Annotated in this window: 8 protein-coding genes; 6 read left to right on the top strand and 2 right to left on the bottom strand. The window is 56.0% G+C overall.

Features of this window, described 5'->3' with window-relative positions:
* Positions 1-114 precede the first annotated feature (114 nt).
* Positions 115-843, top strand: coding sequence for a hypothetical protein (locus ACOH1Z_RS03980; RefSeq protein WP_449647181.1), 729 nt, complete (start codon positions 115-117; stop codon positions 841-843).
* A 937-nt stretch (positions 844-1,780) separates the two neighbouring features.
* On the opposite strand, the gene ACOH1Z_RS03975 is transcribed toward ACOH1Z_RS03980, so the two are convergent.
* Positions 1,781-3,028 (bottom strand): site-specific integrase, encoded by a 1,248-nt coding sequence (locus tag ACOH1Z_RS03975; protein WP_449647180.1) that lies wholly within the window; start codon positions 3,026-3,028, stop codon positions 1,781-1,783.
* The gene (locus tag ACOH1Z_RS03970) at positions 3,029-3,289 is read right to left on the bottom strand and encodes a helix-turn-helix domain-containing protein (protein ID WP_449647179.1); all 261 of its coding nucleotides are present in this window, start codon (positions 3,287-3,289) and stop codon (positions 3,029-3,031) included.
* Between the two features lie 320 nt (positions 3,290-3,609).
* On the opposite strand from ACOH1Z_RS03970, the gene ACOH1Z_RS03965 reads away from it, so the two are divergent.
* From ACOH1Z_RS03965 to ACOH1Z_RS03945, 5 genes are all read left to right on the top strand, one after another.
* Complete coding sequence (locus tag ACOH1Z_RS03965; RefSeq protein WP_449647178.1) at positions 3,610-4,062, top strand: hypothetical protein; 453 nt, start codon at positions 3,610-3,612, stop codon at positions 4,060-4,062.
* 423 nt (positions 4,063-4,485) lie between these two features.
* Positions 4,486-6,921, top strand: coding sequence for a type I restriction-modification system subunit M (locus tag ACOH1Z_RS03960; RefSeq protein WP_449647177.1), 2,436 nt, complete (start codon positions 4,486-4,488; stop codon positions 6,919-6,921).
* The gene (locus ACOH1Z_RS03955) at positions 6,918-8,192 is read left to right on the top strand and encodes a restriction endonuclease subunit S (protein WP_449647176.1); all 1,275 of its coding nucleotides are present in this window, start codon (positions 6,918-6,920) and stop codon (positions 8,190-8,192) included. The genes ACOH1Z_RS03960 and ACOH1Z_RS03955 overlap by 4 nt, the downstream gene beginning before the upstream one ends.
* On the top strand, positions 8,189-11,272 hold the full coding sequence (locus tag ACOH1Z_RS03950) for a type I restriction endonuclease subunit R (protein ID WP_449647175.1): 3,084 nt from the start codon (positions 8,189-8,191) through the stop codon (positions 11,270-11,272). The genes ACOH1Z_RS03955 and ACOH1Z_RS03950 overlap by 4 nt, the downstream gene beginning before the upstream one ends.
* Positions 11,259-11,981 (top strand): M48 family metallopeptidase, encoded by a 723-nt coding sequence (locus tag ACOH1Z_RS03945; protein WP_449647174.1) that lies wholly within the window; start codon positions 11,259-11,261, stop codon positions 11,979-11,981. Before ACOH1Z_RS03950 ends, ACOH1Z_RS03945 begins: the two co-directional genes overlap by 14 nt.
* Positions 11,982-12,086: the final 105 nt, after the last annotated feature.

The following is a 12,086-nucleotide window of genomic DNA, read 5'->3' as shown; positions in this document are numbered from 1 at the left end:
AATAGGAATACGCAGCGCAGTCGCCGCGAGTTCGTCTGCAAGAGAATGCAATAATCTCGATCCGAAACGCGGATTGAATAACTTGGTACAAAAACAGGAAATGGCCGCTGAACAATGACTGAAGACGACGATATTCGATCCAACGGCCAACGGTTCCTTGACGCATTCAACGGAATTGAGCGAACACTTCGGGCGCGCGATGCGGGAAAGGGTCGGCCGGGGTTCATGGACCTCGTAAGGAACTCCAAGGACCTGGTTGAACGCCAGCGCACCTTGCTTCAGGAATATGCGCATTTGCGGAACGTGATAGTCCATACTCCAACGCTTAGTGGTCAGCTAATCGCAGATCCTCGGAGTGACGTCGTCCGAATAATCGAGGAGCAGATGGAAGTCATAGAGAGGCCTCCAAAGGTTCTGAGTGCATTGGGCCTCGTTCCCCCGCGTGTGTTCCAGCATTCAGATAGCATCATAGATTTTCTAAACATCGTGAAGCCGCCAACATTCTTCTCTCAAGCGCCGGTTGCGGCTGCTGACGGGAGGATCGGTCTTATTACAACGAATTGCGTGGCAAGGTGGGTTGCGGAATCTTGGGAATCAACTCACGGCGTTGTTCTGGAGGAATCGCGAATGTCTCAGATCCTAGAGTTTGGCGAGCCGAGCGATAAGGTCGCCATCAGAGCTCGCGACTTGAAGGTCGCGGAAGCCTGGCGAATATTCAGCGGAGAGACGGGTGATCCACCTGCTGCAATTCTCATTACGCACAGCGGAAAGGACACGGAGACTCCCTTGGGGCTCTGCGTCCGCGCGGATCTGCCTGACATGCTCAAAGCGTTGAAAGTCTGACTGCTCGCCCTAAGCATGGACTAGTGCTTGCATTTTGCGGCGGAAGTTAGTTCATGTCCGGGTCGTCTTACCCGAGTATGAGGATCGCGGTTCTTGCGGGAGGGCTGGCGGCCGTAGTTCGTGTTTATGCGCATCTATTCGTCCGAATATAGGGCACAAGGGGCACTCGACACGACGGGCATAGGTGCCGCGCATCCGGTCGAACCCTTAGTCATATCGGTAAAAATTTTCGCGATTCGACGAAGTTTTTCGGTAGACGTCAATGTTATTCGCTCAGCGATCACTCATGTCTTCCGCTTTCCCTTTGCGCTACGGATTTGCATGGCTGTGGCAAATCGCGGCTGCCAAGACTAGGGAGTTCCGTCGCAGATTCGAGTGGTGAACTGATCGTTGGCGCGTGACCGGCCGGGGTTCGGAAATCTGTGCTCATCGCGGGTGTGAGCCGCGTGCGCAGTGTGTTGCGACCTGTATGGTCGAGATCGCACATGCTTGGCGAGATCCGGAGTAATCTGCCCTGCCGCTCTACCTCTTGGCTCATCGCATCGAAAACTCGCTTGGAAGGCCCCAACTGCACCTTTGATGCAGTTTAGCCTCGGGGTGAGCGGGTTTTTGGCAGGAAACTGAGGGAATGGACGCGGTTTTAGGCTTTCAGCCTCCATGCTCAAACTGCCGGTCAGCAGGTCTTCAGACTCGGAAAATCAAGGGTTTTTTCGACGGCGATTGTTAGCAGTGGATTCCCGGTTCAAGTCCGGGGACGTGCACAGATAGGCCATAAAAACCCCGGTTTTCCGGAGTTTTTCTGCGTCACGGGCACTGCCGCACTGAGGCGATATGGGGCCAACTGCACTTTTGTTGCGGTTTTCAATTCGCAGTGGCGTGAAATCCGGGCTCAGAAAAGCCCCGCCCTTCGGTGAAGGCGGGGCTGCATCTGAAACGGCTACTGGGATGCTTCGGGCGACGACACTATGTTCATAGAACTAATGTCGACATCGTCGACGAACTCACGCCGGAGCAGGTAGTAGTTGAACAGTGTTGCCGTGCCGAGGTGCCCGAGCTGGCGAGCTGCCTTATCGGGCCCGATTGCATAGGTTAGCGAACTTGCCATCGTTGCCCGAAGTGCATGCGGTTTGAGTTTTTCCAGTCCGGGTAGATCGCCACGAACATCCCGCCAAGTGCGGCGAATATTGTTCATAGACACCGGAGCGCCGTGGACTGTTTGGAAAAGCAGTTCATCAGGTGAGGTTAGGCCTCGCGCATCTAGCGCCGCCAGCAATCCGTCGATTGCCTCGGCTGCGTAATCGGTGATGGGAATGTTGCGCCTGGAAGTTGATGTCTTCGGTTTGGGGCTACGGTAAACCGGGGTGCCAACGGCAGCAATGATGGTCCCATCAATGAGAATTCGAGCCGGTTTCTCGTCGATGGCTGCCATGTAATCCCGTCGGCGCAAAGCCAATATCTCTCCAATGCGAGCGCCAGATCCGAGCTGAATACGCAGGTACATGCCTAGCCGCCCGTTGTTATTCGTGTGGAGGTCTGCGCGAGCGAACATCGCTTCAACACGGTCGGCAGGAACGATGACGGCATCTTTGCGGGGCTCTTGGGGAAGTAGCAACTTCATACCGTTCATAGGATTCTCTGCAACGGCATGATGTTCCTCGGCGAGGTCCAACACCCCATGTAGTACCGAGCGCGCCTGTCTCGCGCATGCAGGACTTCCGGGCTGCCTCAGCGTGCCGACATGGAGGGCGGTGAGCCAGTCCTTGATTGGGCGAGTAGTGAGCTGTCCTACACGGTACGAGCCCAGTGCAGGGATGAGGTGGACGGTGATGGCGTGCTCGTAGGCGCTAAGGCTCGTCGGTGCGAGCTTCGCCTCAACAATTTTCATGCGCAGCCACATACTTGCGAAGTCCTCGACAGTGACTGCTGCACCGACGCCGGACGTTTTCTTGACGTCGTGCTGCAGGTTTCGCCGAAGTTTAGTCTCAGCTTCGGCTTTGGTGGGCGCGATCGCGCTGCGACGTTCGACTTTCTTGGATTCGGTCGCCCTTCGGTTTGCTCGGGCGGTCCAGACTGTTTCGTTGCGGGTCACAGGCTTGCCGTAGCGGTCCGTGGTTTTGTATTCGCGCACTTCGGCGGAACTTCTGATGGGACCGCTCTCGCCAGGCTGGAGCGCTCTGCGACCCATTTATTCGCCTACCTTCTGAGCGGCAGCCCAGTCGTAGACCTCGGTGATGGAGTATCGTGCTGCTCCGCCGAACCGATATTGGGGCGGGCCCAAGCGAAGGCTTGCCCAGTTGCGCACTGTCTTTTCAGCGATGCCGAGAATCGAGGCTACGCCCGCGGCGTCAATGTAAGCCGCAGGCGGTGTCGATTGCTGCCTCCTATTGAGGCACGAGCTGTGCGGCAGGGTGGGGTCTGTTTGTGGAGAAGTGTTTTCTGTCGTCATGCATCGTCTATGCGCGGCAATACAGGTCGGGTGTAGAAACTATCTCGGGCGCGACCTACCGAGCATCGATTTCCGATGAATGGGTACAGGATCGCCCTTGCGGGGGAGGAGCATCGTGCTTGGGTGTGGGCATCGGCGGTGGAGGTAGAGCGGGATGAATGGATCTTTTAGTGTGTTTGGGTTTGCGCTAGTGAGTAACAAGTGCCGGCGTCGGAAAATGGGCGCCTGGTGCTCAGCGCGGTCCGCCCAAGCAGCCGATAGTTTCTGCCGCGCATAGGGATAACAGAGGCCGTCAAGTAGGCGGCCGGAAACGGATTCCAATGCCCACCCTGACTCCCAGCTACGGGTTCACCCCGATGTCCGAAGCGGATGTCCTCGCCGAGTACGGCCCATGCTTGAGAATGGCGCGGCTGTTTGAATATTGCGATAAGCAGGCATCGAGAACCGAGAAGATTGGCGCTTACAGCTTCTTCCTCCTCCACTACATTTCCGATGCGGAAGTTCAGGTCATCGAGGGGGAGTTCGTTGCGAGTGACGACGTTGCGGAGAAGTGGAGCGACGAGGATTACGCGACCGCAGTCCACAACGCAAATTACTGCATGAACGAGGAATACGCCAAGGGCAGTCTCCACCCGTGGCTGGTCAAAGCGTGCGAGGCGTCCCGCGGTTGGAACTGGCATACTCACACCCATCGTGTGCAAACTCGACCGACAGTCAGAGCAATTCTCGCTGCCGAGATTCGCAAGTACACACGCTTACTTTCGCGACGATAAGTGGTTTGGTCGGCCGGTTCTGATCGATTGGGGTCGGCCAATTGGGCGCTCGTATCTAAGGCTAAGTCAGGTGACATTGATGGCTAAACCGGGGTTCCACCGGTGGTGGTGGCTCGCGGGCGGCTTCCGAATCTGGGTGACCTTGCTGCGTCACTGGCGCTTCGGGCGAATTGGGCCCCTTGGGTTGGCAACCCATTTGCTGGCTCTCAAAGTCTAAACAGCGGATACGGATTCGTCGAAAAGAATCAACTCGAAAGAGGACGCCATGCCTGCCAACTCATCGTCAGCCGCTACCCTGAGAGAACGCTTTGTGGGCAACAAACACGACCACCTCGGCGTAGGGGAGCAGAGGCACTACATGACCGATCGAATGAAGAGCAAAATTAATACGATGTACGTGTTCTCGAAGGTGGTGGCGTCGTAGTGGCTCTCAAGAAGTCGGACCTATACAGCTCTCTTTGGAAAGGCGCGGATGAGCTTCGTGGAGGCATGGATGCCTCGCAGTACAAGGATTATGTTCTGACCCTGCTCTTCGTTAAGTACGTCACGGACAAGGCGAAGTCTGACAAGAACAGTTTGATCGATGTGCCTGCTGGCGGATCTTTTGACGATCTCGTGACCTTCAAGGGCGACAAGGAGATCGGCGACAAGATCAACAAGGCGATCAGCAAGCTCGCCGAAGCTAACGACCTTCAAAAGGTCATCGACCTGGCGGACTTCAACGATGAAGAGAAGCTCGGCAAAGGGAAAGAGATGCAGGATCGTCTGACGAACCTGATCTCAATTTTCCAAGACCTCGACTTCCGTGGTTCTCGGGCTGAGGGCGACGACCTTTTGGGAGACGCCTACGAGTACTTGATGCGCCACTTCGCAACGGAGGCTGGCAAGTCGAAAGGGCAGTTCTACACGCCCGCCGAGGTCTCGCGCGTCATGGCTCAGCTAATTGGGATCAAGCCCACCACTTCGTATTCGGCAACCGTTTACGACCCAACCTGCGGATCAGGGTCGCTACTTCTCAAGGTTGCGGATGCTGCACCGAACGGCCTGACTATTTACGGGCAAGAGAAGGACAACGCAACCTGGGCTCTCGCCAAGATGAATATGATCTTGCACGGCAATGAGATCGCAGACATCCGCAAGGGTGACACGATCGCGAGTCCGCAGTTCACGACGAGTGATCGTCTGGACACGTTCGACTTCCTCGTCGCCAACCCACCGTTCTCGGTAAAATCATGGGCGAACGGACTGGAGAACGAGTACGGCCGTTTCGACGGCTATGGTCGTCCTCCAGAGAAGAACGGTGACTTCGCCTTCTTGCTCCATATGCTCAAGTCACTTAAGAGCACCGGCAAGGGTGCCGTGATTCTGCCCCATGGTGTTCTGTTCCGTGGCAATTCTGAAGCGGCGATTCGCAAGGAGATTATTAAGCGCGGGTATATCAAGGGCATCATCGGCCTGCCAGCAAACCTCTTCTACGGCACTGGAATCCCGGCCTGCATCCTCGTCATCGACAAGGAGAACGCCCAAGCACGCACCGGCATCTTCATGATCGACGCCTCCAGGGGCTTCGACAAAGACGGATCGAAGAATCGCCTACGACCACGCGACATGCACAAGATTGTCGATGCCTTCAACAAGCAGGCAGAGGTGCCGGGGTACTCACGGATGGTGCCGCTGAGTGAGATAGAGAACGCTGCCAACGACTTCAATCTCAACATCCCGCGCTACATCGACTCGTCCGAACCAGAAGACATCCAAGATCTTCACGCGCACATACATGGCGGCATCCCGAACCGTGACATCGACGCGCTCCAGACCTACTGGGCAGCCTTCCCCTCGCTGAGATTCGACCTCTTTCGACCGCTGCGAGAGGGATACTCGGAGCTCGCTGTCGACAAGAGTGGCGTTCACGCGACGATCACTAACTCGCCCGAATACCAGACTTTCAACTCGACAGTCGGAAGCCTCGTATCGGAATGGTGGAGCGGGCATCAAGAACAGCTTGCCGGGATAACGAGCACGATGAAACCTGCTGAACTCATCGGCGACTTGTCGGAGAGCCTGCTCGACATTTTCCATCCCCGGCCTCTCGTGGATGAGTACGCGGTTTACGAACAGCTCATGAGCTACTGGAACCAGACCATGCACGACGACGTCGCGCTCATCATGAGTGATGGATGGGATGGCGCAGCCAAGCCGCGCAAGGCGATCGAAGACGAGGAGCGCAAGCTCTCTGAAACGCCAGACCTGGTCATAGGTACCGGGCGTAACGCACTGAAGTACAAGATGGACCTTGTTCCTCCGGTTCTTGTTGTGGCGCGCTACTTTGCCAGTGAGCGGGCGAAGGTCGACGAACTAAACGCCAAAGCGGAGAGCGCTGCACAGACGATCGAAGAGTTTGTCGAAGAGAACGCGGGTGAGGACGGTCTCCTTGCTGATGCGATAGATGACGGAAAGATAAGCAAGGCACTGGCAGGCGCTCGGCTACGCGAGGCCAAGCGCGAAGACCCTCGAAGTGGCGAAGTCGCGACCCTCTCGAAGCTCGTTGCTCTCTATGATGCAGAAACTGCTGCCAAGAAGTCGGCCAAGGAATCGGGGACGCAGCTCGATCAAGCCACGCTTGCTCAGTATGGGAAGCTGTCGATCGCCGACATCCAACAGTTGGTGATCGACGACAAATGGCAGGCGACTACCGATGGGCGGATTCGCGCTGAGATTTCTGGCCTTATTCACAGACTGATCACACGAATCAGCGAGCTCGGTCAACGTTACGACTCAACACTGGGTGATATCGCAGCCGAGGTCGAGAGGCTAGAGACCCGTGTTGCGCAGCACTTAGCGGATATGGGAATCGCATGATGACCCGAGATGCTGAGCCCAGTTACAGGCGAACTGAGGCCGGAGTTATCCCGACAGACTGGGAAGTCGCTCGTCTTCGAGAGCTAGTAAGCATGATGACCAACGGGTTCGTAGGTCTATCAAAGATGCATTATGTGGATGATCGACATGGTGTTATCTACATTCAGGGATTCAACGTGACCGATGGTGGCTTCAATTTCTCTGGAATTAAACATGTATCGCACTCGTTTCACTCTCAACATCAGAAGTCGAGCTTGAGAGCCGGGGACATGCTTACGATCCAAACTGGAGACGTTGGGCTCTCCACAGTTGTCGCACCAAAACTGGCAGGGGCCAACTGTCATGCTTTGATCATCACGCGATTCAAGGCCGTGCGCGCAAACCCGAACTTCTACATGCGCCTGTTCAACTCCGATGCTGGACGACAATCCCTTCGCGCCATCGAAACAGGAACGACCATGAAGCACTTGAACGTCGGCGACATGCTTGAGTTCTTTGTACCGGTCCCTCCAATCGCCGAACAATCGGCGATCGTCGAGGCTGTAGATGACGTGTCAGACCTCATTGGCTCCATCGAGCGAAAGATCGCGAAGAAGCAGGCGATCAAACAGGGCATGATGCAGCAGCTCATTACCGGCAGGACCCGGCTCCCTGGTTTCGCAGACCCTTGGAAGGCGCGGAGGATCAGTGATTTTGCTGAAGTGAGAGCTGGAGGTACTCCGTCTACCTCCATAGCTCGCTACTGGGGTGGAACTGTCCGGTGGATGAGTTCAGGCGAGATTCACTCCAAACGCGTTGACGAAGTTCAGGGGCGAATCACCGCTGAGGGACTTCGAGAATCGTCCGCGCAGCTCCTTCCAGTTGGGACCGTTCTGATGGCTTTGGCGGGTCAGGGAAAGACGCGTGGGACGGTTGCTGTTTCGAGAATCGAATTGTCAACCAATCAGTCGATCGCCGGAATCCTGCCCGGTGGCGAACACAATCCCAGTTTCCTTTATTACAACCTCGATACTCGGTACCTCGAGTTGCGAGGAGAATCAGCCGGCGAGGGCGGGCGAGGTGGGCTGAACCTAACTATTATCAAAAAGCTTGAGGTTTTGATGCCGAACGTGGTTGAGCAACAAGCAATTGCGAAAGTGCTGACCGCCATCGACGACGAGATCGACGCCCTTGAACGTCGCTTGGTCTCGACCCGCAGAATTAAGCAGGGCATGATGCAAGAGTTGCTCTCTGGTCGCACCCGCTTAAAACCCGCGGAGGTTGCAGCATGAGTGTCGTCGGACAAATCGAGCGCGAGACTCAAGATCGAGTTGTTGTGCTGTTCCGGGAGCGGCTCAACTATGAATACGCGGGTAGTTGGGAGTACCGCGACAACACCTCACACGTCGAGGTAGACCTGCTCACACAGAACTTGCTTGCCCGTGGTTACGATGCTGTGCTTGCGGATAAGGCGGTTGCCGAACTCAAGAAGGCCGCATCCCTCGGGGGTGGTCGCACGCTCTACGAAGCCAACCACGAAGTCTATGACCTCCTCCGATACGGCTTAAAGGTCAAACGTGGAATCGGCGAGCAGTTTGAGACGGTCTGGCTCGTGGATTGGTCGAGCCCCGAAGCCAATCACTTCGTGGTTGCCGAAGAGGTGTCGATCAAGGGAGAGCATACAAAGCGCCCGGATGTTGTGATCTACGTCAACGGGATCGCGCTCGGTGTCATCGAACTCAAACGCTCCAAGGTCGGCGTCTCAGAAGGCATCCGCCAGAACATCGGGAACCAGAAGAAGGACTTTATTCGCCCCTTCTTCACGACGGTCCAACTTCTCTTCGCGGGCAATGATGTCGAGGGTCTTCGTTACGGCGTGATTGAGACTCCCGAGAAATACTGGCTCGAGTGGAAAGAGCAGTCAGACGTATCGGAGCCGCTGGATCGCGGCCTCCTTCAGATGTTCGCAAAGGAACGCTTCCTCGAACTCATCCATGACTTCATCGTGTTCGATGCAGGCATTAAGAAGACCGCTCGACACAATCAGTATTTTGGTGTCAAGGCGAGCCAGACGCGTATCGCGAAGCGTGAAGGCGGAATCATTTGGCATACCCAGGGGTCAGGCAAGAGTCTGACGATGGTGTGGTTGGCGAAGTGGATCAAGGAGCATCAACCTCAGTCGCGCGTGCTGATCATCACCGACCGCACCGAGCTTGACGAGCAGATCGAAAAGGTTTTCGGCGGCGTAAACGAGCAGATCTATCGCACCGCCAGCGGCTCGGATCTCATCACAGCCTTGAACAATCACCAGCCGCAACTGATCGCCTCGCTCGTCCATAAGTTCCGCAGTGACGACGGTAGCGAAGCTGACGGCTCAGAGGATTCGTACATTGCCGAACTGAACTCCAAAATCCCCGCAGGTTTCACCGCAAAGGGCAATTTCTTTGTATTTGTCGACGAGGCGCACCGTACCCAGTCTGGAAAGATGCACACCGCGATGAAGAAACTTCTTCCGGGAGCGATGTTCATCGGTTTCACCGGCACTCCGCTGCTGAAAGCGGACAAGACGACCAGTATCGAGACGTTCGGTAGCTTCATCCATACCTATAAGTTCGACGAGGCCGTCAAAGATGGTGTTGTGCTCGACCTTCGCTATGAGGCGCGCAACATCGATCAGGAACTAACGAGCCACGATCAGGTCGACAAGTGGTTCGATGCCAAGACCAAGGGTATGACTGACCTATCGAAAGCGGAGCTGAAGAAGCGATGGGGCACCATGCAGAAGGTGGTCAGCGCCGAACCCCGCTCGAAGCGAATCGTGCAAGACATCCTGCTCGATATGGAACTTCGGCCACGCTTGATGGACGGTCGCGGCAACGCCATGCTCGTCGGATCGAGTATTTACCAGGCCTGCAAGTTCTACGAGATGTTCGTTCAGGCCGGCTTCAAAGGCAAGGTCGCGATCGTCACAAGTTATGTGCCAACGGCCAGCGATATTTCCAAAGAAGATGGCGGCCACGGTTCAACTGAGAAGTTGCGTCAGTACGACATCTATCGCCAGATGCTCTCGGACTACTTCGATGAACCTGCCGACCAAGCAGTGCTGAAGATCGAACAGTTCGAGAAGGATGTCAAGCGTCGGTTTATTGAAGAGCCCGGCCAAATGCGCCTGCTCATCGTCGTCGATAAACTGCTTACCGGCTTCGACGCACCTTCAGCGACCTACCTCTATATCGACAAGAAGATGCGTGACCACGGTCTCTTCCAAGCGATCTCCCGTGTCAACCGGCTGGACGGCGACGACAAGGAATACGGTTACATCGTCGACTACCAAGATCTCTTCAACTCCCTCGAAGATGCCATCGTGGATTACACCTCCGGCGCGCTCGATGGCTACGAGAAGACCGATATCGAAGGGCTGCTGAAGGACCGTAGCGAGCAGGAACGCAAAGATCTTGACGAGGCACTTGAGCGAATTCGCGCATTGTGCGAACCCGTCGTACCGCCGAAGGAGACCCTGCAGTACCAGCACTACTTCTGTACGGGTGAGCCGGGAAACGCAGACCGGCTCAAGGCTAACGAGCCGAAGCGCGTGGAGCTGTATAAATCGGTGAGCGGTTTGGTCCGTGCATACGCGGTGCTCGCCAACGACATGGACGCGGCGGGATACAGCGCAGAGCAAGCTGCGGCGATCAAGAAGGAAGTCGCTCACTACGTCGCAGTGCGCGACGAGGTGAAGCTCGGTGCGAACGAGAACGTCGACTTCAAGCAGTTCGAAGCAGGCATGCGCTTCCTGCTGGATACCTACATTCAGGCGGGCAACTCCGAAACCGTCGCCGAATTCGAGGACACGGGCCTTGTCGACCTGATCGTGCAACGCGGCGCAGGTGCCATCGACGCGCTGCCTCCCGGCATCAAGAAGAACAAGGATGCCGTCGCCGAGACGATTGTCAACAACGTGCGCAAGACCATCATCGACGAGCACGCCATGAACCCGAAGTACTACGAAACGATGTCATCCCTACTTGACGCGCTCATCGAACAACGACGCCAAGAGGCCATCGACTACAAGCAATACCTCGTAGAACTGATTGCCCTTGCGACCAAGGTTGGCAGGAAGGAGTCTGACATCGTCTACCCCGATTGGGCAAAGAACGGCGCACAAAAGGCGTTGGTCGATTTCGGCTGGACCGACAAAACGATCGCGATTCAGCTAGACGCGGTTATCGGGGTCGCGAAGCCGCACAACTGGGTCGGCAACAAGATGAAAGAGAAAATCGTCGCCAACGCGATCAAGAAGGTCCTGCCGGCCGACTTCGACCGCTTCAACGAACTCTTCGATCTCGTGAGGGCGCGTGATGAATACCGCTAGCGCCTATCTCACCGTGGCGGGCATCGGTGTCGACGTCGTATACAAGAACATCAAGAACATGCACATCTCGGTGTATCCACCGATCGGCCGAGTCCGCGTGGCCGCACCTGACCGTCTCGACGAAGACGCCATCCGGCTTGCGGTTATTCAGCGCCTCCCGTGGATTAAGAAGCAGCGGACACAACTCCAGAGTGCGGAACGGCAGTCCGAGCGCGAAATGGTGGCGGGCGAATCGCACTACGTCTGGGGCCAACGGCTGCGGCTCAAACTCATCGATACCACCGGGCGCGCACACGTCAACATTTCGGAATCAAAGCTTCAACTTGCGTCGTCAGTCGGGGCGGACACCGCACAGCGTCGAAAGCTCCTAGAGTCTTGGTACCGCAAACAGCTCAAAGCAGCAATCCCACCTCTTATTGAGAAGTGGGAACCGATTGTCGGCCACATGGTGAATGGTTGGACCGTCCGGCGAATGAAGACCAAGTGGGGCTCATGCAATCCCGATTCCTCGTCTCTCTGGTTCAACATTGAGCTCGCCAAGAAGCACCCGCGTTGCTTGGAGTACATCGTCGTCCATGAGATGACCCATTTTCACGAGCGCACACACAATGACCACTTCGTCGAACTGATGGATAAGTACCTACCGAATTGGCGCGCAACTCGGGATGAGTTGAATGGTGCTCCTTTGGCCGAGGAACACTGGTCATGATGTAGCCAGCAACGTCAGTGAAACATCGCCTTCGGGGAGGATGGTTGCTGCTTCGCTTATATTCAGTGCTGTAGGACTCAAATTTGGACGGCCTTGCTCAAGTTC

The sequence above is a fragment of the Rhodoglobus sp. genome (assembly GCF_053580035.1).
Note: the sequence above shows the minus strand (reverse complement) of the source record. Positions and strands in the feature narration are given on the sequence as shown.